Origin of the sequence: Streptococcus sp. Marseille-Q4154, assembly GCF_916700545.1 — a bacterium.
Lineage (GTDB): Bacteria > Bacillota > Bacilli > Lactobacillales > Streptococcaceae > Streptococcus > Streptococcus infantis_I.
Window position 1 is genome coordinate 218,406 of record NZ_CAKAKN010000001.1, and the last position, 21,521, is coordinate 239,926.

Sequence of the window (21,521 nt, forward strand, 5' to 3'; positions counted from 1 at the left end):
AATGAGTATTCAATTTACTTCTAAAAAAGTTGGAGAACTATTGAAAGAAGAGGATTTGCGGATTCCTTCTTATCAAAGACCTTATAAATGGAACAGAAAGCATATCCGTAATCTTTTTTATGATCTACGAGATGCTATGGGGAAAAAGGAATATCAGGTTGGTTTTGTTATCTTGCATGAAAATGATGGATACTTAGATATTGTCGATGGACAGCAACGGCTAATTTCTATTTCCTTGTTTCTTTATTTACTAGATGATTTTGAGGATTATAAGGGTGCTAATCAACTACTAAGTGCTGAATTTGGAGAGCTATCTTGTTATCATGCGAGTGAAAATTATAATGAGTGGGAAAATTTGACTCAATTGGTTGGTGAGAATCAGGCAAAAGATATTTGTAACTTTCTATTGGAAAATTGTTCTGTCTCTGTGATTACTATGCCACAGGAACGATTATCAGAGGCCTTTCAGTTATTTGATTCTCAGAATAATCGTGGAAAATCTCTAGAACCTCATGATTTGCTCAAAGCCTATCATCTTCGTAAGCAAGATTCTGAAGATGAAAGAATTGTTGAAAAGTGGGAGCAATTTGTAGAGGATAAAGAGTTAAGTCTCAAAGAGTTATTTGATAAGCATCTTTTTCGTATGAGACGTTGGTCTAGGGGAGAAACAGGATTAACAAACAAGCGTTATGGCTCTTATCTACGATTTACAGAGGATTATATTGACGACTTTAAAGGCGTTGATTTGAATCAGAATTTTCCATATCTAGAATTGTATCGTCATATTGAAAATCTCCCCATGTCCATTACTATGCCAATAATTGATGGAAGTAAATTTTTTGAGTATATTGAATCTGCTCATGAAACTATTAAAGAACATAAAGATTTTTTAAATGAAGAGTTAGGATTTTCTGATGAACCTGAAGGGGAAGAAAAAAATCTAGCTTACCCAGAAGGTATGTTGAACATTTACAATAGCTCAAAAGGACGCTACCTCAAGTGTCACAATATATTCCTAAATATTTGCTCGCTTTTTGCAGAGAGATTTGGAAAGAATGAGCTATCAAAGGATATAGTAGAGACCTTGTTTATTTGGTCTTATTACCCTCGAGTTAAGTCTAAAGCAATATATGATGCAACGGTAGGGAAATATGCCGCTGGTGGAAGTTTTAGACAAAAAGAGGCTCAAAAGCTATTTCAACTTTTATCCCATGCTGTTACTCCGAATGATTTCATGATCAAGATAGATAGAGAGCTATTTGAAAATTATACTGTGGACAAGATTATAGAAGAGGAAAAAGATAAATGGTAGAAACACATATAAGTTTATCAGTGAATCGTTTGTTAAATGAAGATACCTATGCTATTCCTCTTTATCAGAGAAATTTTGCTTGGACTTATGATGAAATTGAGCAGTTATTGAACGACGTAGCAGATGCTTTTCAAGAAAATAGAGACAATTACTATATTGGAACATTAGTCGTTAATAAAGAGAATAACCTTTTCAAAATCATAGATGGGCAACAACGAACAACAGCTCTTAATTTGATTGCCTTAGCTTTGAAGCATGAGTTTGGTTTTGATAGATTGAAAGCTGTCAATCTTACCTTTCCAGCTAGGAAGAAATCAAATGAGAATATTCAAAAACTATTTACTAAGCAAAAAATCTCTGAGGACGATGAAAATGAATTAACTAGAGGTTACGGGCATGCTAAAGATACCTTGAAAAAAGTGCTAGAGGAGCGCCAGCTTAATCCTCAGTCTTTCGTTGATTATCTTTTTGAGAATGTCATCATTTTTCGGAGTATACTTCCTGAAGATTTAGATTTGAATCTTTATTTTGAACGTTTTAACTCTCGAGGTGAACAACTAGAAGCTCATGAAATTCTTAAGGCGCAAATGATGGCTAAGTTTGGTGAAAATCAAGAAATGGCACAAAAATTTGCGAGAATATGGGATGCTTGTGCAGAATTTGATAAGCCGGTAATCAATGCATTTACAAAAAAAGCAAAGAAAAAGCATCCTGATGCAGAAAGAGAAAAAATATTTCCTTTGAATTGGATTAAAGGAAATAATTATCAGAATAGCTTTCTTTTAAACATTGATGAGTCTTTAAGTCAAGTAGAAGTTCAGTCAACTAATAAGAAATCTTTATTATCTAGTATAGAAAATAAAGAATCTACAACAGTTAAAGTAATATCACATACGAATGAAGTGGAAAAATACAGAACGATTATAAACTTTGAAACATTTTTATTTTTCGTATATTATATAACATTTGGGAATGTCTCCCCTTCTGATATACAGCTTGATGACAAGAAATTATTAGAAACATTTGAAAACGTAACTAGTGTTAATACAAACATAGAAGATATTACATTATTTATTAGGAATTTATTGAAATTAAAATTTATATTTGATAATTTAATCGTACGAATGTCACAAGAGACTAATAATAGAAGACAAGAAAATGATTGGTTTCTGCAGAAAGTTTATCGGAATGATTATAATAATAAAACTAGAGGAGATTTATTTGTTCAATACTATTATGATAAAAATTCTTTTGAAAAGTTCAATGATGATATTTTAATGCTCCAATCTATGTTTGCTGTGACCTTCACGGCCAATCGTGACAGTCGTTGGTTATATGAGATCTTGCAATTCCTCTTTAACCATATTGAAGAGTTAGATCAGCCAGAATTTGGCTCTTATTTTAAGGATTTTCTTGAAATAATGGCTGTAAGATATGCTGATGGAAAATTGTTTACCAAGGAAGGTATTATCAAGAAATATAATGATATTCCTGTTTATGCATTCAATTTTGTTGATTACATCCTATGGAAAAATCGTGAAGAATTAAAGAAAGCATACGATGTTAAGTTTGAAGATTTCAAATTTGCATATCGTCGTTCTATAGAGCATTGGTTTCCACAACATCCAAATAGTGATGAAAGAGTTGAAAAAATTGATGATAAATTTTTGCACTCCTTTGGGAATCTCTGTATCATTACAGATAGTCAAAATTCGAAGTTTGGAAATTTAGTTCCAAGTGCAAAATATAAACAATGGGAAGGAATTTTCAATCGCCAGAGTTTAAAATTACAGATGATGGCAGATGTAACGGTAAAGAATGATAAATGGGGTATTTGTGAGATTCAATTTATGGAAAAAGAAGTGGAAAGATATGTACACGACTTTTGTGATAGTTAAATAAAAACAAGCTTTATTAGGCTTGTTTTTAAATTTACATCATATGTGATATACTAGTAAGGGAAGAATTTTGAGTAAGACAAATATGCTCAAAGATTTGAAATAAAAAAGAAAAGAGAAACAACATGGTTTTACCAAATTTTAAAGAAAATCTAGAAAAATACGCTAAGCTTTTGGTTGCAAACGGAGTGAACGTGCAACCTGGTCATACCTTGGCTCTCTCTATTGATGTGGAGCAACGCGAGTTGGCTCACTTAATCGTCAAAGAAGCCTATGCACTTGGAGCGCACGAAGTTATCGTTCAATGGGCAGATGACTTTTTAAACCGTGAGAAATTCCTTCACGCGCCGATGGAGCGTTTGGACAATGTGCCAGAATACAAGATCGCTGAGATGAACTACCTTCTTGAAAACAAAGCAAGTCGTCTCGGTGTTCGTTCTTCTGACCCAGGTGCCTTGAACGGAGTGGATGCTGAAAAGCTCTCAGCTTCTGCCAAAGCTATGGGAATTGCAATGAAGCCAATGCGTATCGCAACTCAATCTAACAAGGTTAGCTGGACTGTAGCAGCCGCTGCTGGACTTGAGTGGGCTAAGAAAGTCTTTCCAAATGCTGCGAGTGACGAAGAAGCAGTGGATCTCCTTTGGGACCAAATCTTCAAGACTTGCCGTATCTACGAAGAAGATCCAGTTAAGGCTTGGGAAGAACATGCAGCTATCTTGAAGAGCAAGGCGGAAATGCTCAACAAAGAACAATTCTCAGCCCTTCACTACACAGCACCAGGAACTGATTTGACACTTGGCTTGCCGAAGAACCACGTTTGGGAATCTGCCGGAGCGATCAATGCTCAAGGCGAAGGTTTCTTGCCAAACATGCCAACAGAAGAGGTCTTTACAGCCCCTGATTTCCGTCGTGCAGATGGTTATGTAACGTCTACAAAACCTCTTAGCTACAATGGGAATATCATCGAAGGCATCAAGGTGACCTTTGAAAATGGTCAAATTGTTGATATCACAGCTGAAAAGGGTGATCAGGTTATGAAGGACCTCGTCTTTAAGAATGCTGGTGCGCGTGCCTTGGGTGAATGTGCCTTGGTACCAGATCCAAGCCCAATTTCACAGTCAGGTATTACCTTCTTTAACACCCTTTTCGATGAAAATGCTTCTAACCACTTGGCTATTGGTGCAGCCTATGCAACGAGCGTTGTTGGTGGAGCAGAGATGAGCGAAGAAGAACTGGAAGCTGCAGGACTTAATCGTTCAGATGTTCACGTTGACTTTATGATTGGTTCCAACCAAATGGATATCGATGGTATCCGTGAGGATGGAACACGCGTACCACTCTTCCGCAATGGAGATTGGGCAATTTAAGGAGAAACTATGATTGGAAGTATGTTTGTCGGTCTTTTGATCGGACTATTAGCAGGAGCTATCACCAATCGTGGAGAACGGATGGGATGCTTCGGAAAAATGTTCTTGGGTTGGATTGGTGCTTTCCTGGGTCAAATGCTTTTTGGAACTTGGGGCCCTATCTTAGCTGATACGGCTATTATCCCATCAGTTTTAGGAGCCATGATTTTATTAGCCATCTTTTGGAGAAAAGACAGCTAGTTTTAACTTGCTAGAACAGATAAAGAGGTTGGAAATCATCCAACCTCTTTTTTATGAGCTGCAAAAAAAGACTGATATGCGGCTAGCTTGGCTTTCAGTGACTGTTCCTTTTTATATTGCCTCAAGTATGGTACAATAAAAACATGAGAATTCAACAATTACACTATATTATCAAAATCGTAGAGACTGGTTCGATGAATGAGGCTGCCAAGCAACTTTTCATTACTCAGCCTTCTCTATCAAATGCCGTTCGTGACCTAGAAAATGAGATGGGAATTGAGATTTTTATCCGAAATCCTAAGGGAATTACCCTCACACGTGATGGGATGGAGTTTCTATCCTATGCCCGTCAGGTTGTTGAGCAAACGCAACTTCTAGAAGAACGTTATAAGAATCCAATCGCTCATCGCGAGCTTTTTAGTGTGTCTTCACAACACTATGCTTTTGTAGTTAATGCCTTTGTTTCCTTGCTCAAGAAAAGCGATATGGAAAAGTACGAGCTTTTTTTGCGTGAGACGAGAACTTGGGAGATTATCGACGACGTCAAGAACTTCCGAAGTGAAGTGGGGGTCCTCTTTTTAAATAGCTATAACCGGGACGTTCTTTCGAAGATGTTGGATGACAACCATCTCGTTGCCCACCATCTCTTTACAGCCCAACCCCATATCTTTGTCAGCAAGACTAACCCTCTTGCTAAAAGAGACAAGGTGCAGTTGGCAGACCTAGAAGACTTTCCATACTTGAGCTATGACCAAGGTACCCATAATTCTTTCTATTTCTCAGAGGAGATTTTGTCTCAGGAACACCACAAGAAATCCATCGTTGTTAGTGACCGTGCGACCTTGTTCAATCTCTTGATTGGTTTGGATGGCTATACCATCGCGACTGGTATCCTTAATAGTAACCTCAATGGAGACAATATCGTTTCGATTCCACTTGATATTGATGATCCCATTGAGTTGGTTTATATCCAGCATGAGAAAACTAGCTTATCTAAGATGGGTGAACGCTTCATCGAGTACCTACTTGAAGAAGTTCGCTTTGATAAGTAATTTGAATAAATGAGAAGAGAAAAGAAGAATGACGACATTAAATACAAATGATTTTGATTTTCACTTGCCGGAGGAACTGATTGCTCAGACTCCTTTGGAAAAGCGCGATGCCTCTAAACTCTTGATGGTCAATCGCAAAACAGGTGAATTTCAAGATCGCCACTTTCACTCCATTATCGAAATGCTAGAGCCAGGTGATGCCCTGGTTATGAATGATACCCGTGTCTTGCCAGCTCGACTTCATGGTCAAAAAGAAGAAACAGGAGGCCATGTTGAACTCTTGCTTTTGAAAAATACAGCAGGAGATGAGTGGGAAGTCTTGGCTAAACCAGCTAAACGTCTCAAGGTCGGCACCCGTGTTATCTTTGGTGATGGTCGACTTAGCGCAGTTGTGATCGAGGAATTAACCCATGGTGGCCGTATTGTCCGTTTTGAGTATGAGGGGATTTTCCTAGAAGTACTTGAAAGTCTTGGAGAAATGCCTTTGCCTCCTTATATTCACGAAAAATTGGATGACCGTGAACGTTACCAGACCGTCTATGCCAAGGAGAGTGGATCAGCAGCAGCCCCAACTGCAGGGCTACATTTTACCAAAGAATTACTAGAAGAAATCCAGCAAAAAGGCGTTCACCTAGTCTACCTGACCTTGCATGTTGGACTTGGGACCTTTAGACCTGTTTCAGTAGATAATCTGGATGAGCATGAGATGCACTCAGAGTTTTATCAATTGTCTGAGGAAGCTGCAGCGACCTTGCGTCAGGTCAAAGAAAATGGTGGCCGTGTCATTGCTGTGGGGACAACCTCTATCCGTACGCTAGAGACTATTGGAAGCAAGTTTAACGGCCAAATCCAGGCCGACTCTGGCTGGACTAATATCTTTATCAAGCCAGGTTATGACTGGAAGGTGGTGGATGCTTTTTCTACTAATTTCCATTTGCCGAAGTCTACCTTGGTCATGCTTGTCTCAGCCTTTGCAGGCCGTGAATTGGTCCTCAAAGCCTACCAGCATGCTATCGATGAAAAATACCGTTTCTTTAGCTTTGGCGATGCCATGTTTATCTACTAAAAAACGAGCAAATCAAAACTAGAAATAAAAGGGCTAATTCCTACTTGGATTAGCCTTTTTTCGATATATGATAGCTGTTGAATTAAAAGCAAATAAATGATACACTGAAGACTATGATACAGCCGTCAAATATATGCAAAATCTGACGAGCTACTTTTATCTGAGTCTATTTCAAAGGAGATTTTTATGAAAAACAAAACATTACGCTATACGAGCCTATCAGTCCTGACCTTGTTGACTGCCTTGACCTTGGTTGCCTGTGGTGGAAAGACTGACAAGAATACGTCATCTTCAAACCAAAAGGAAACAACAAGTAAGGTGACTACAGAGTCCGCAAGTAAAACTGAAGCAGGCCAAAAAGAGGAGCAGAAGTCAGAAACAAATAGTGCGACAGAAGCTACAACCACTCAAGCAGAACAAAAGGAAGATAAGCAAAAATCACAAGAGGCTTACGCTAAGTTTGTAGGGACTTGGGAAAACTACGCGGGAACAACTGCAACAGTCACAGCAGATGGAATTGTAACGATCCAAAGTTCAAATGGAACCTTTAAATACGAGATGGGGCAAGTAGAGGAAAAAGACGGCTACTACTCAACAGGTATTCATCTTGTCGGTGGTGGACAAGGGGCACGACTAATCTTTACCCCAGCCGGAGTCCAAAACGAAGTGACAGGTACAGACGGTAGCCAAGATGTCTTGTCTATCGGTCAATCTGTAAGTGACAAAGATAACCAATTTTACCGTAACTAAGAAGATCAATCAGAAGTAAGGGTGGTGAAATGTCCTTGCGTTCTAACCAATTTTAAAAGGAGTATAAAATGAGTACGGCTTTTGTTATTTTCTTTATCATCTTTATGTTACTAATCTTTGTTTTTGTAGCAGGGATTGTTTATTGGGCTATTAGCCACGCCAATAAAAACAACAAAGAATACCAAGCCTTTGCAACTGCTCACGGCTATCAATTTGAACAAGCTCAAGGTAGAGACAACTATAGGGATTACTCAAGCAAAACGATATCTAGTACGCTTACTATAACTCCTACCCAAAGTCCCTATGTAGAAAAATATGCCAATTTTAGCCATTATCCTTTTGGGTGTGGACATGAGAGAAAAGTTGCCTATGTCATCTCTGGTAACTACAAGGGGAAGCAATTCCGAGCTTTCACTTATCATTTTAGAGGCAATGCAATCGAAGGGACAGGAACAGGTGGTGTCTTTAATGTTGTCATGATTGAATGTCCAAATACACCAAAAGGTCAGCTTTCAGAGCAAGTCTTCTACGAAAATGGATTTCTTTGCGAATACCAACATGGAAATCTAAATGTGGAAACCATTCATGATCGAGTGAACCAACTAGGAAATATTGCTCAAGGTTTATAATTCTTTCATTCTAGATCTCTCTATGGAGCAAGTTCTATCAATGGTGTCATAAAATTGAAGGAATAAATGAAGAAAAAAATTCTTTTGCAGGCAAGTTTTAAGAAAATCAGTTGGTTAGAGGGGAAAGACAAGCATGTTTTTTAGGAAAGTGATTTATATAGGGGAGAGCGAAGGTCAGGCTATTTATGTTCATATCGACGAGCCACGAAATCCTCTAGCAGCTCCTAAAAGTAAATTTTTAGATACTGAGGCCTCTCGTGGAAATCGAAAACACATTGTCTGGTTGATTTGTGGCCTTTTAGCATTCAGTAGCATCATGCAGTTTTTTCCCGCAACGCGCTTTTTTACAGGTGTCTATAGCTATGGAACCCTGATTTATTTTCTGCTAATTTGGTTACTGGAAGTCATTCTACTATTGGTGATCGTGGAGCGAGCACTCTACAAAAATGTTTCCCTAGCGGAGGCTACCAGCAAGGAAAACTTCAGAAGAGCCGTCAATAGTAATCTCTTTTGGAATAATTTTTCAGATAAGAAGGTTACCCTTGGCAAGAAGCTAATTGCTTGGGTTTTCACAGTCTTTATGGCTGTTATGGGCTTGGTGGGTCCAATTTCTGTCATTTCCATGCTCGTTTTGAAGATGATGGGAACACCAATCGGCAGTGAGGTGTTTCCTTTAAGTTTGATGGGGGTTTTGCCAGCTGTCGCAGTTCTATTGCTGTGGCAAAATAATATGATTCGATGGCTGAAGGCAGTTGAACGGTACAGAAATAGTCGAGTTAAGAAGTAAATATAACAAAGGAAATAGAAAGAGGTCAATATGTTTTTTCTTAGACGCCGTCTGGAATACAAAGAATATCTGGGGATTAGCGACCGCGAATGGTACAGCAAACGCTATTATAAGAAGTTGATCAAAAGCAGTCAACTAGAAGAGGAGTAGTGGGATATGAACCGTCAGTCAGAAGCATTAAATAAGGAATATTTTCAAGCGCTGGGTTCCACGCGAGCTTCTGTTAGAATGTTGAGTTTGGCCTGGGCTGGTTTGTTTGTATTGAGCATCGACCTGACTCATGTATACTTTTTTATCAAGGAGCAATTCACAGTAGATCCCTTTTCGAATGTCCCTTTTCTTTTTCTATGTCTCCTTCTATTGCTCATGCTGGGCTGTCAGATTATGTCATTCAGCAAGACATTCGTCTATAAACATCAACTCTTTAGTACTGCGATGCTCTTTGTACTAATCAATGGGATTCATCTTTCATTGGTTTTAATGGATTATATCCTCACTATTTTAACGAATGAGGTTCTAAAAAATTCGCTGATCTACTCGCTGATTTATTGGTTAAGTTCCATTGGTTTATTCATTGGGTTAATTGTTTATAATGCCAGTTGGTTAAAAAAGCAACTAAGAAAAGGATTTTCAGAAAAACGAACAACTGCTAACTATATAGCCTTTTCAAGTGTTTACAGTAAACCATCCCTTTGGATTATTCTAGGAGTTACTTTGTTAGGCGGAGGATTGGCTAGTTTATCCGGTTATTATTTGCAAACATTTGGGATTGTGAGCAATATAGTGTTTATTTCAGCTTTTTCAAGATTAATCGTCGAAGTTGGTTATCTACTTTATCTAAGAAGTAAGGATAAGACCTATTGGGAAGAAGGACCGAAGGAAGACCAGAGTAAGTTCTTCTTGAAAACCATAGATCTCAAAAAGGCCAAACACCGCTTGACTACAGAAGTTGTCTTATTTTTGACTCTAGCAGTGTCTTTAAAACTATTGAATATAGATGCCGAAAATAGCCCAAGTTGGCTCATAGCAACCATAAGAATTTTTGGGTATACCATTCTCTTGGATGCTATGATTAGTCTTGTGTATTCTCAGATAAAAAAGAAGAGATAGGGAGAAAGAAGAAGCAGAAAGCCTTCTTTGACTATTTGGAAAGAGGTGGTAAGATCAATGTTAGATAAAATGAAACAGTTTAAGTGGTTGATAATAGTATCTTTTATCTTATTAGTCATTCCTTTTTATCGCACTAATAAAAATTCTCAAGAATCTAGTACTCTAAAAACAGCTTTTGAAAAACAGGATAGAATTGAAGCTCTTCATTATTTAATGAGGTCGGAAAAGTACGCATCTCAAATACGTGAAGCGGGGTACATCATTCCATCTGATGGTGCTATTCGTCTAGATGGAGTTATTTATCCGCTTGAAATAGAAGGAGACCTACATTTGAAAATCAGCCCTCCTCAGAAAGATGCAAAAGATTTTCAGTTATTTTTCATTACACAAGTTAATGAAAAACAAACATATGTAGCTTTCGTGTTAGATAAAGACCTTAATTTAATTTATTCTAACTATTCTCAGGATAACGACAGTGGAAAAAGAGAAGGAGTCTCTATCTCGCAATCCGAAGAAGATCGTCTGTTGAAAACTGTTCGAGGAGAGATTGATGGCTTCATGGAAAATATGTATCGGATCTTATATGCCTAAGTATAGATATAGGTGCTACTACAGACATTCGTGATTATTCGAGCCCGTTCTTTACTTTTTGTTTTATTTAAAAAGGAATCGTAAAGTGTGAGTCCCCATTCAAGTTGCAAGAAAGGAAGACAAAATGAATGCCGAGCAATTAAAGAAACTATCTGATATTTTATATTCTGAAAACAAGTCTGAAGTTGTGAAACTAGTTCAGTCTATTAACGCTGAAGATGAACTCTTTGTCTTGCTTGATAATTATAACTGGGATAATGGATTTGAAGTGCCAGAGGCAATTATTACTCACACGAATTGTACTCTTTCTGTTGCCTTATTAGCTTTTTATAGGGCAGATGGGTTACGATATTTATTTGAAGGAGAGGATGCTTTTGCAAATCCTTTATTGAAATCCTGGAAAACTTTTATCAAGGAAATTTATGATAAAATCCTGAAAGAGCACTATCCGATTGGAAATATCTCTTATGACCCTGAAATAACAAACATTCAAAAATTCAAATTGAAGAAGCTACATCCTAACCTTAGTTCCTTTATTTTAGATGGTGTTTCTGGAAAAGATTTACATATTTTGCTTTAAATGAGTTGGTAATTCTTATCGGAGAGTGAACATGTTAAAAAAGTATGTTAAAACAAAACCTATTCAAGCAATCTTGATGCTTATAGTTTTGGCTTGGTCAGTCTATGAGATTGGGTCGATTAGTACCGCTAGCAACGCGTCCTTGACCAAGGAATTTATGCATAGCCGCTATGTGATGGTCTGGCCTATGGTAGATGGTCAGGTCAAGCTCTATCATTATGCAGAAGAATGGACTACGCCTGCCTTGAACGGACTCATGCATTTAGACTATAAAATTACTAAGATAAGTGCCTACCCTTCAAAATCTGGCGAGCAGGTCTTCGCTACATACAGTCCGGCTTCTGATACAAACAATTACGAGATTTCATTTCCCTTAGATGGAGCATTAACAGCTGCGTATTTTTCAACGGTAGATAGCAAGTATTATCTAACAGCAGATAATGCGATTGTCATAGAACAAAAGACTGGGAAAACTGTTGAGGAGTTAACTCAGGATATCGATCAAGCACGCAAAGATTTCCTGCATGTTCTTGGCAAGATGAAGACTGTCTGTCTGTTTTATCTAGTCCTTCGTTTTATAGTGTTACTACTCTGTATCAAGTGGTCAGGTGAGCGTCGAAAATTCACAGAAGCTGAGACAATACCCAACAGATAAGACCAGCTATAAGAAAGCAAATAAGGAGGAGAAGATGGCTTCAGAAAAAGAACCAAATTGGAATCTTGGTTGTAATTTATTACTTACGGCAGTCCTCGTAGGTGTTGCTCTTTTATATTTTTCAGTCAAAAATGCCTACAATCACACTCTGCAACCTGGGCAAAGTGTTGAAATACGTGTCCGTCCTCGTGCAGACCAACTAGAGTATAGTTCAGAATTGATTTTAGAAAAGAAGGATAATCAAAAAATCAAATTATCTGGAAGAAATGTTTGGTCTGAACAATTCAGTGGCCTGTATTTTGAAGTAACAGAAAATAAAATCATCCAGTTAGGAAATGATACTGAGCTTCCCAACAATCAACAGGATATTCAGTTGGTAGAAGATGGGATTGTGGTCACCTATCTAGGTGAAAAAGTTTTTGATGTAACCAAAAGCAAGCCCTACACCATTACCGTAACAAATGTAGATGACAAACCAGCCCACTTTGAAGCGCAAGTGGTGAATCGCTAACAACACAAAAAGCCCTACATCAGGACTTTTTTAACTTGCTAATATAAGAAATCAATGCCGTAGTTTTCTTTTAGATAGGTCGCTAACTCGGCTTTTTCTTCCTCTCTAAATCGACAAAGGCTAAGGGCGAGACGTAATTTCAAGGAGGTTGTATCGATGATGACGTTTGATTTAGAAATATCTTCTAGCTGGGTCACCTCTCTCAGATCGAAGTCTAAATAGTAAGCCTTGCTGTTAACGTGGTCGGGGTCACTGACATCCACTTCAACATAAGATGCTCGCAACAATTCTTCTTTTGGGATGAAGATTTCCTTGGAAAAGAAGAGTCCGGGATAGACATAAATACCTTCAAAGGTGAATTCAAAGGAGAGTCTGTGGCTAGAAAGTCTTTTGATGCCTGCAATCGTTGAATAGATAGCAGCGAAAAAGAGAATGGTTGGGACCACTGTGAGAAGATTCAGTTGAGAAAAGTCGATCAATCCATGTGCGAGAAAAAAGAAAAATTGAAAGAATACACCCGTCGCAAAAACTAGATAGCCGACACCGACAAATTTTGAATAATAGATTTTCATAGAAACCTCCATCTATAGAATTGAACTCGCCAACGCTTTTTCAGTAGAAGGCGTATAGGTCGTGCAGAGTTAAAATTCTAGGTATTCCCATCATATCCTATGGAGCGAAGTTCTGTCAACCTTTTAGCAAGTTGCCAATCTTAGTCGTAGTATGATGGAGCAGTTGGTTTGTGGTATAATGGGATTTAGGCATTCCAAACTTTGAGAACTTATTTTCACAAATAGAAAGAGGTCAATATGTTTTTTCTTAGACGACGTCGTGTCTTTATCGGCGAATGTGATGGACAAGCTGTTTATTATGACTAAAAGACGAGAGAGGCTTTAGCCGCTCCAAAGAGTAAGCTGCTCAATACTGAAGGTGCTGGTGACACGAATTCCTTTATTCCAGGATGGGTGATTCTCCTACTGGCAGGTGGACCTGCAATTTCGGGCTTCTTTTCCCTCAAGTTTATTGGGCTCTATAATTGGTTTAGTCTAGCTTGTATTTTTCTGTTTTGGTTGATGCAGTTTTTCTCGTTGGTTGCTTTACTCGAACGAGCTCTCTATAAAAATGTTCGCAAGGCACAGCCGACGACAGAGAAAGTCTTTTACTATGCAGCATCTCATAATTTGTTTGTGAAAAACCAGTTTGATCCCAGACAACTGGGTACTCTAGTTTTTCGATTTGCCCGCTTTGTAGTAAATATAGTGTCTATCTATTACTTTTTGTATTTCTTGATTCTTCCTCTAAAATTTGGCCAACCGATTGGTGATGAAGGCTATGGTTTGTGGTTTGCTGGCTTGTTATTCTTTTCAGTATTTCTTTTGTATAACCAAAACAATCCAGTTCGCTTTGTGAAGATTATGAGATTATACAGCCAAGGAAAAGTACGATTTAAGGAAGAAGTGGAACATTGAGAAACTATCTTGGGATTCTGCTAAATATCTAGAGAAAATCTTTTAGAAAAACAAAAAAGCCTTGTAAATCAAGGCTTTTTCCTGTTGTTTAGATGCCCCCTGCAGGCTCTTTGAAAGAAACTTAGAAAAATCTAAAATGAAATTATTTCAAAATGGGGTAAAAGCAAAATTTCCCTCCCTACTTTCTCAATTATTCCTAATTTTAGTTCCAAAAAGCTTCAATTCATAATCTAATTATAATATGGGTAATGGGTACTATCTTATTACATTCAGATTTTTGTTCTCTTCAAAGAGTTATGTAGGCTTTATGGTTTTAAATAGGTAAAAAGTTGAATTATAGTGAGTATTGTGTCACAATAGGTAATATATAAATAATTAATGGAATGGATATAATTCTTTCCTACCTTTACAAGAAGGATTGGTTGCACCTTTTTTATCTAGCAATTATGGTTAGCTTTCAAGTTTAGCTAGTTTTTAAAAGCTCTGATTTCGACTCAATAAAACAAATTTCAGAAGTGCAAAAGACAAGATGGTGACATTGCTACAGTCAGTCGCCATGTCTTGCTGGCACAGGCTGTTTGTGCCGTCAGCTATTTACCAGTCAATTTGATCAAAGGGCTTAATTATTATTTTTGAAAGGTCTTTTATGGAAAAAATTCTTTCTTTAGGTCTGACAGGTAAGAAATTACTTGTTCAGGGTTTCTTGTTTGTTCTGCTAGGTCTTATCTTGATGGTCACGGGAACTTGGTTGCCAGTGACGGTTATTCGACTGGTTCTGTTTTTAGCTTGGATAGCAACGGTCTTAGATTTAGTATTACGTATTTTCAAAAAAAGTCAGTCAACGGACACCTTGGGAGTTGCACTGGTTAAATTGTTAGTGATGGGATATTTGCTAGGCTCGAATCTTGCTACTGATGTGCCAATTTATATTTTGGCTCTTGTGATTGGAATTTCTCAGATTTTTCATGCTAGTATCAACCTTGTCACCTATGTTCTCTACCGCAAAAACAAAATTCGACCTCGTTTTCGTTTCTTACTAGATGGTCTCGTACTAGTTTTTCTTGGTGGGACTAGTCTTTTGTCCTCTACGGGAAATTCTGTCTTTCAACTCTTTGTTTTAGGGGCTTATTTTTGCCTTTATGGTGTGTCCAATATCCGTGACGGTTTCTTATTTGAAAAGGAAATTGGGAAAAACCATCTCAAACGTCGTGTCAGAATGAGCTTACCTATTGCCCTAGCCGCTCTCATCCCTGCAAGTACTTTAGCAAAAATCAATAAATTCATGCAGGAAAATGCTGATGAGGAAGAGGAAATCTATCTTGGAATGGTGAAGTTTGGTAAGACAGCAGATCTTGAAATTTTCGTTCATACAGCGGAGACTTCTCTATTTTCAGCTATTGGTCATGTGGACCTTTGTTATCAAGGACGTGTGATTTCTTATGGAAACTATGATCCGTCATCTGAGACCTTATTTGGTATGGTTGGAGATGGTGTTTTATATTTTTGCGACCGTGATAAGTACATTGACTTATGTAAACGGGAGAGTCAAAAAACGCTATTTGGTTACGGAATAGATTTGACACCGGAAATGGAAGAAGCGGTTCAGGAAAAATTAGCTGAATTAAAACAACTAACGATTCCTTGGGAGCCAAGCGCAGATAAAATTAAAACGGAAGATGGTAAGGAAGACTACACCTACGCTTATAAAATCAGACATGAGACGGATGGGGAACTTTATAAATTTATCAAATCTAAGTTTAAATCCTACTTTGTCTTGTCCACAAACTGTGTGCTCTTGGCTGATACCATAGTCGGTCAAGCTGGAACAGATATCCTCTCACCAAAAGGATTTATCGCTCCAGGAACTTACCAAGCCTACCTTGATCGAGAGTTTGAAAAACCAAATAGTATAGTCGTATCTAAACATGTTTATTAAGGAGAATTTATGAACTTAGTTAAAAAATATACCCCGTTAATCCTTTTTATAGGGCTGGTTGCTCTTGTAATTCTGAATGCATCGAGCTTTATATCAGGAGCAATCTCTCTCTTTGATGTAACATCAACCTTGATTTATGGTGCTGTTATTGCTTTTGTGCTTAATGTTCCTATGAAAAAAATTGAACAGTACTTAGTTAAATTGAAGGTAAAGGCAGAGTTGCGTCGTCCGATTGCCATGGTACTTGTTTTCCTAGCTCTTATCTTAATCGTGATTGCTCTTTTGGTTTTGGTGCTGCCAACCCTAGCTCAGACTATTAGTCAGCTGGGAACAGTCCTTTCAACAGTCCTTACTCAACTTGGGAAATTGCTAGGCAGCTCGGAATTTGTAACCAAAGACATGTTGTCAACTATCGTATCAGGCATACAGGGACAATCTAGTTCTATTAGCCAAGCTTTGATAGGTTTTTTATCAGGTCTGACTAGTAATATCGGCAATATTTTTTCAAGTTTGATGAATGCCTTTTTGATTATAGTCTTCACCTTTTTATTTTTATCCAGTAAGGAACATTTGGCAGCGATGACGAGTCGACTTCTAAAAGTTTTTCTTCCAGAGAAGGTGGTGATAAAGTTGACTTACATTGGACAAGTAGCACTAGAGACTTATGACCAATTTTTGATGAGTCAGCTGATTGAAGCAGTTATCATAGGAGTTATGATAGCGGTTGGTTACAGCCTGTTTGGGATACCCTATGGAGTAATGACAGGTATATTTGCAGGAGTGCTATCGTTCATTCCTTATGTAGGGCCTATGATTGCTTGTGTTGTGGGAGCGATTTTTATCTTCACAGTGAGTCCTACTCAAGCCTTACTTTCTCTTCTTCTATATCAAGTTATACAGCTGATTGAAGGAAACCTTATTTATCCAAAAGTTGTAGGTCAGTCTATTGGTTTACCAGCTATTTTCACGCTTGCGGCTGCTAGTATTGGAGGCAATCTCTTTGGCTTACTTGGGATGATATTCTTTACCCCCGTATTTGCTGTTATCTATCGACTGGTTAAAGAATTTGTCGTTGCAAAGGAAAATCAGGTAGATTAAGAAAAACTAAATTTAATAAGATATACTGAGAAGAGAGTGAGAGATTCTCTTCTCTTTTATTTCTAAATGACTTGCTCTTGTTCTGTTGCGAAAATTTATGAATTCATAATAGCCCATTTTAATCTCTATGCGGATTGGCCATGTAATATGGGCACAAATTAGTATAGTTTAGTTAATTATAGACTAGCTCTGTACTGTAAAAAACAGTTGGTCTTATCAAATATTGCTAGCAATTGATTGAGAATAAATGATAAGTTTGATAAGGTTGGAAAACCTTTATAATGATTTGCTACAAAAAGTTATTTGACATCAAAAAAGCCTTGAAATCAAGGCTTTTTCCTGTTGTTTAGATGCCCCCTGCATGAATTTGTAAGAACTTTTCATATTGAAAATAAACAAAAGTGTTGAAATATAGCTGATTTTAGGGAAATACTTTTAGGTGTTTTCAATGTCAGGATTTAAAAATGGGGCAAAAGTGGGGCAAAAACGAATGACTCACATTTGGTTTGAAAACCTATAATACCTAATGATTATGCCATACTAGATATATAGTGTTGTTATAAATAAATGTCAGTGCGAGTTCAAATCGGAGGATAAAATGGAAAAACAAATTAATGAAAAAAAAGCCTTGGTTCCCAAAGCTTTTTAATGTTATAAACTCATTAAAATATCCCCCAGTTAGATTTGGAATATTTTTTATTCTGTGTCATATAAAAATAAATAAAATGAATGGTTATAGCTAGAGCTAAAATGGTTGTTATACTCACTACTATTATAGGATTAGAAGCAAAGATTAAAGAGAGAATCAAGGCAGCCAGATAGAGTGTCGCTTGGACACAGTAGTAACTTTTCGAATAGCGAAGATAGTGTTTGTTATGGGGCCCATTTACTAGGACAGCAGCTTGAAAGAGGCCAAATCCGATATAAGAGAAGCTGGTTGCAAAGAGACGATTAGCTTCAGGATTCAGAAGAAAACTCATCGATACAGTCATCATCATAAGCCCAATGAAAATAGGATAGTGACTGTAAATTAGAAATAGCCCCTTTTGATTAGATTTTTCATCAATAGCATGGTCGAATTGACCAAAATAAAACAAGAACAGAGAAATCATAATAATGAAATAAAGAACCGAATAAATCGAGAAATTCTCGATTGTAAAGAAGTTAGCTAGCTCCGTAATCATCTCTCCAAACATAATAATGACAAGAAGGGAGATGCGCTCGATTAAATGGGGGAGATTTACCTGGTAATGCTTATCTTTATTAAGCAAGATACTTGGCATAATAAATGTTAGCAGAATACTAGCAAATAAGACAGAGACTCCAACGTAAATAGGAAGAAGAGCTGCTAAATAGACTCCTAAACTTCCTAGACCTGTTATCCATAGAAAACCTTTGATACTTTCCCGATGAACATCATCGGTTGATTTTCTAAAAAATTCAACCAAATATTGAAAAAATAAGGTAAGGGTTAATGTACCAATAGCCCAACAGAGATAATGAAAATATTGTTGCCAATCAGGTCCAATCATATTGGCTATAAAGAGTAAAATTCCCATTTTGATAAACATGATTACTATGTTAAATAAAGAGTTCTTTCCATAGCGATTGGTATAATCGGTTTGAATCATCCAGGAATCGATGAGAAGCAAAGAAGCAATGAAAAAATCAAGGAAAGAATTCCAAGTCAAAATACCGTTATGAAGATGGTCAATTAAAGTAGTTACTTTTGAAATTGCAAAAACAAAAACTAAGTCATAAAAAAGTTCTGAAAATTCTACACGTTTATGCTTAATAAGAGTTGTCATATTAATACCTTTCTACTTTAGAAATACAATACATTATAACAGAAAATGGTAATGAAAGAAAAGGATATGCTTAAATAATTTCATGTGGCGCGAATTGTCAAAACCTTGACTTCTTTTGTCATTTACTTGAAAAAGCAACCCTGACGAGTTGCTTAAAATCCTATTAAAAATTAACTGTGTCAGGATCATTCTGAGTTTTGATGCCTTGAATCTTATCCAAGACTGCCATATCTTCCTCTGATAAGTCGAAGTCGAAGATATCCAAGTTGGCTTCAATATTTTTAGGTGTCACAGACTTAGGTAGTGGCAAGAAACCTTTTTGAAGGCTCCAACGCAGAGCAACTTGTGCTACAGATTTACCGTTACGTTCAGCCACTGCTTCAACATCTTCATTTCCAAAAATGCTACCTGTACCTAGTGGACTATAGGCTTCAAGAAGGATATCGCGCTCTTGGCAATAGGCAACTAAGTCTTTTTGGTCACAACCTGGAGCCAAGAGGATTTGATTGACATGTGGCACAATTTCAGCCGTTTCAAGAAGAGCTTCTAGGTGATGTTGCATAAAGTTAGACACACCGATAGCACGCACCTTACCTTCTTTGTAGGCTTCTTCCATTGCCTTCCAAGCGCCTGCATTACCAGACTTCCAAGCATCATTCTCACGAAGTGCCTTTGGATTTGGCCAATGGATAAGCAAAAGATCCAAATAATCCACACCGAGTCTTTCGAGAGACTCATCGATAGAAGTCTTAGCCAACTCGTAATCGTGCTTATCATTCCAAAGTTTGGTAGTTAGGAAAATATCCTCACGTGCCAAATTACTATCAGCAATCGCCTTACCTACAGAAACCTCGTTACCGTAAATTTGTGCGGTATCAATATGTGTGTAACCAGCCTTAAGTGCGAAGCTAACGCTGTTATAGGCTTCTTCGCCTTCAGCAATTTGCCAAGTTCCAAAACCAATTTTAGGAATAGCAACCCCATTTGCAAGCGTATATGTTTCCATGATTTTCACCTTTTCTTTTTTTAATAGTACTATCTTAAATAAGATAAGGCAAAAATGCAAAGATTTGCTACGGCTATTATTATGAATAGTTCCTTACTTCTTTTTCCGATGTTCGTAACAGCCTTTGGAGATATTATTACTTGGGAAGAGAATGAATTTGTTGGTATTGTAAAATACAATCTTCAAAACTGCGACATTATTATCAAGAGCTTGAAATATTTTCTTCAGTATTTAGATAACTCATATGTGACTGATAACTTTGAACTGGATTTATATAGACAGGCTGTGTTAAAAGATGGTCCCTTGTCTTATAACCAATGTTTCGGTTTTGTTCCTTTACTAGCATTAGGTGCCTTTAAAGATGTGGAACATATGGATAAGCTAAAAACCTTGGAGCACATTTATCTCATGTACCAACTTACAGGCGGAGTAATGGACGATTGATAATAAGTAATCACCGTGAGGTGTTTTTTTCTATTAAATCGAGGTGTTAGATAAATAGCGAGTCTTTGATGAGAGTCGCTTATTTTGTGAATATAAACTTTTTGGTACAAAAAACAAAATGACAAGCAAAAAAGCCTTATAAATCAAGGCTTTTTCCTGTTGTTTAGATGCCCCCTACATGGATTTGTAAGAACTTTTCATATTGAAAATAAACAAAAATGTTGAAATATAGCTGATTTTAGGGAAATACTTTTAGGTATTTTCAATGTCAGGATTTAAAAATGGGGCAAAAGTGGGGCAAAAACGAATGACTCGTATTTTGTTTGAAAACCTATAATACCTAATGATTATGCTATTCTAGATATATAGTTTTGTTATAAATAAATGTCAGTGCGAGATCAAATTGGAGAATAAAATGGAAAAACAAATTTCTACGTAGAATGGAATGCGAAAAAGTGATAATTAAAGAGACGAAAAAGCTGAGAATATGATTTCCCAGCTTTTTTGAATGCGATAGAAATAGCAACTAGACTATTTACGAAAGGCCTCAATAATGTAGGTGAAGCCAGTAACTAAAAATGAAAAGGCAATGACATAAACGACAAAGACACCTGTAGCCACTGGATTGAACAGAATCACTAGACCTAGTAAAAATTCAAGCAAGGCTACCCACATGATATTGCTACCAATAATAGGGAAAATCAATCTTAGACGATTGCCTTTAAAGAAAGCAATAATGGCTTCTACAATTAACCAAATTCCTACAATGGTCGGAATGACGACCGGCAGGGTCACAAAGCCATAAGCAACGAGGTAAAGAGCTAAGAGAAGACTAACAAATCCTTGGAAAAGATAAACAGGTGAGCGAAGCTCTTTTGGTGCAGAGAAATAGCCTAAAATAGCTGCTATAGAAGAAACCAGTAAACCAAATGAAATCCACCAGCTGTAAGCAACAAGATTAGCTACTGGGTTTGTAAATAGGAAAAGTCCTAAAAGGACAAAAACAACTCCTGCAAGGAATAGCAGTAAACGATTAGAAAATTTCATTTCAATACCCCCTATATAGTATAGTTTGCTAATAAAACTATTATACTTATTTTTATAGAAAATGTCAATAAAATAAATAAACAATTTGGAAGTTTCAGTCTGACTTACAAAAAGAAAAGGAGTTTTCACTCCTTTTCACAGATTGAAGACAAAGTCCTTATAAAA

At 37.1% G+C, this 21,521-nt stretch carries 20 protein-coding genes and 3 pseudogenes; 19 read left to right on the forward strand and 4 right to left on the reverse strand.

Going from position 1 to position 21,521, the window contains the following annotated elements; all coding sequences use genetic code 11:
- The first annotated feature begins 1 nt into the window (after position 1).
- The 15 genes and pseudogenes from LG369_RS01050 (at position 2) to LG369_RS01120 (ending at position 12,548) form a co-directional block, all read left to right on the forward strand.
- Positions 2-1,312, forward strand: a complete 1,311-nt coding sequence (locus LG369_RS01050) for a DUF262 domain-containing protein (RefSeq protein WP_225749975.1) — start codon at positions 2-4, stop codon at positions 1,310-1,312.
- Positions 1,306-3,210 (forward strand): DUF262 domain-containing protein, encoded by a 1,905-nt coding sequence (locus LG369_RS01055; protein ID WP_225749976.1) that lies wholly within the window; start codon positions 1,306-1,308, stop codon positions 3,208-3,210. The genes LG369_RS01050 and LG369_RS01055 overlap by 7 nt, the downstream gene beginning before the upstream one ends.
- A gap of 125 nt (positions 3,211-3,335) precedes the next feature.
- Entirely contained in the window at positions 3,336-4,577 is a 1,242-nt protein-coding gene (locus tag LG369_RS01060) for an aminopeptidase (RefSeq protein WP_225749977.1), read from the forward strand.
- Between the two features lie 9 nt (positions 4,578-4,586).
- On the forward strand, positions 4,587-4,817 hold the full coding sequence (locus LG369_RS01065) for a GlsB/YeaQ/YmgE family stress response membrane protein (protein WP_006149365.1): 231 nt from the start codon (positions 4,587-4,589) through the stop codon (positions 4,815-4,817).
- A 143-nt stretch (positions 4,818-4,960) separates the two neighbouring features.
- On the forward strand, positions 4,961-5,869 hold the full coding sequence (locus LG369_RS01070; RefSeq protein WP_004250738.1) for a LysR family transcriptional regulator: 909 nt from the start codon (positions 4,961-4,963) through the stop codon (positions 5,867-5,869).
- Between the two features lie 28 nt (positions 5,870-5,897).
- A complete protein-coding gene (gene queA, locus LG369_RS01075) occupies positions 5,898-6,935 on the forward strand; it encodes a tRNA preQ1(34) S-adenosylmethionine ribosyltransferase-isomerase QueA (RefSeq protein WP_225749978.1) in 1,038 nt (345 codons plus the stop codon).
- 186 nt (positions 6,936-7,121) lie between these two features.
- Positions 7,122-7,685, forward strand: a complete 564-nt coding sequence (locus LG369_RS01080; RefSeq protein WP_225749979.1) for an ABC transporter substrate-binding protein — start codon at positions 7,122-7,124, stop codon at positions 7,683-7,685.
- 68 nt (positions 7,686-7,753) lie between these two features.
- Positions 7,754-8,314, forward strand: coding sequence for a hypothetical protein (locus tag LG369_RS01085; protein WP_225749980.1), 561 nt, complete (start codon positions 7,754-7,756; stop codon positions 8,312-8,314).
- A gap of 133 nt (positions 8,315-8,447) precedes the next feature.
- The gene (locus tag LG369_RS01090; RefSeq protein WP_225749981.1) at positions 8,448-9,101 is read left to right on the forward strand and encodes a hypothetical protein; all 654 of its coding nucleotides are present in this window, start codon (positions 8,448-8,450) and stop codon (positions 9,099-9,101) included.
- A 54-nt stretch (positions 9,102-9,155) separates the two neighbouring features.
- Positions 9,156-9,251, forward strand: a pseudogene (locus LG369_RS01095) (beta-carotene 15,15'-monooxygenase); the annotation flags it as partial.
- Between the two features lie 6 nt (positions 9,252-9,257).
- The gene (locus tag LG369_RS01100; RefSeq protein WP_225749982.1) at positions 9,258-10,211 is read left to right on the forward strand and encodes a hypothetical protein; all 954 of its coding nucleotides are present in this window, start codon (positions 9,258-9,260) and stop codon (positions 10,209-10,211) included.
- 57 nt (positions 10,212-10,268) lie between these two features.
- The gene (locus LG369_RS01105) at positions 10,269-10,802 is read left to right on the forward strand and encodes a thiol-disulfide isomerase (protein ID WP_225749983.1); all 534 of its coding nucleotides are present in this window, start codon (positions 10,269-10,271) and stop codon (positions 10,800-10,802) included.
- A 124-nt stretch (positions 10,803-10,926) separates the two neighbouring features.
- Positions 10,927-11,382, forward strand: a complete 456-nt coding sequence (locus tag LG369_RS01110; protein ID WP_225749984.1) for a DUF4274 domain-containing protein — start codon at positions 10,927-10,929, stop codon at positions 11,380-11,382.
- Between the two features lie 31 nt (positions 11,383-11,413).
- Positions 11,414-12,037, forward strand: a complete 624-nt coding sequence (locus LG369_RS01115) for a hypothetical protein (protein ID WP_225749985.1) — start codon at positions 11,414-11,416, stop codon at positions 12,035-12,037.
- Positions 12,038-12,071: 34 nt separating this feature from the next.
- Positions 12,072-12,548, forward strand: a complete 477-nt coding sequence (locus tag LG369_RS01120) for a hypothetical protein (RefSeq protein WP_225749986.1) — start codon at positions 12,072-12,074, stop codon at positions 12,546-12,548.
- 38 nt (positions 12,549-12,586) lie between these two features.
- Here LG369_RS01120 and LG369_RS01125 read toward each other — a convergent pair whose 3' ends face one another.
- Positions 12,587-13,120 carry a hypothetical protein gene (locus LG369_RS01125; protein WP_225749987.1) on the reverse strand — a complete coding sequence of 178 codons (534 nt, stop codon included), beginning with the start codon at positions 13,118-13,120 and terminating at the stop codon, positions 12,587-12,589.
- Positions 13,121-13,357: 237 nt separating this feature from the next.
- Here LG369_RS01125 and LG369_RS01130 point away from each other — a divergent pair.
- From LG369_RS01130 to LG369_RS01140, 3 genes and pseudogenes are all read left to right on the forward strand, one after another.
- Positions 13,358-14,017: pseudogene (locus LG369_RS01130) on the forward strand (hypothetical protein).
- Between the two features lie 646 nt (positions 14,018-14,663).
- Positions 14,664-15,953, forward strand: coding sequence for a DUF308 domain-containing protein (locus tag LG369_RS01135; RefSeq protein ID WP_225749988.1), 1,290 nt, complete (start codon positions 14,664-14,666; stop codon positions 15,951-15,953).
- A 9-nt stretch (positions 15,954-15,962) separates the two neighbouring features.
- Positions 15,963-17,051: an AI-2E family transporter gene (locus tag LG369_RS01140; RefSeq protein WP_006150832.1), complete on the forward strand. Its 1,089-nt coding sequence runs from the start codon at positions 15,963-15,965 to the stop codon at positions 17,049-17,051.
- 662 nt (positions 17,052-17,713) lie between these two features.
- Here the strand turns inward: LG369_RS01140 and LG369_RS01145 are convergent.
- Both LG369_RS01145 and LG369_RS01150 read right to left on the reverse strand, forming a co-directional pair.
- Positions 17,714-18,859 carry a low temperature requirement protein A gene (locus LG369_RS01145; protein WP_225749989.1) on the reverse strand — a complete coding sequence of 382 codons (1,146 nt, stop codon included), beginning with the start codon at positions 18,857-18,859 and terminating at the stop codon, positions 17,714-17,716.
- Between the two features lie 163 nt (positions 18,860-19,022).
- Positions 19,023-19,865 carry an aldo/keto reductase gene (locus LG369_RS01150; protein WP_070888836.1) on the reverse strand — a complete coding sequence of 281 codons (843 nt, stop codon included), beginning with the start codon at positions 19,863-19,865 and terminating at the stop codon, positions 19,023-19,025.
- A 102-nt stretch (positions 19,866-19,967) separates the two neighbouring features.
- On the opposite strand from LG369_RS01150, the pseudogene LG369_RS01155 reads away from it, so the two are divergent.
- Positions 19,968-20,309: pseudogene (locus LG369_RS01155) on the forward strand (T6SS immunity protein Tdi1 domain-containing protein); the annotation flags it as partial.
- A 531-nt stretch (positions 20,310-20,840) separates the two neighbouring features.
- Here LG369_RS01155 and LG369_RS01160 read toward each other — a convergent pair.
- A complete protein-coding gene (locus tag LG369_RS01160) occupies positions 20,841-21,356 on the reverse strand; it encodes an HdeD family acid-resistance protein (RefSeq protein WP_003004261.1) in 516 nt (171 codons plus the stop codon).
- Positions 21,357-21,521 lie beyond the last annotated feature (165 nt).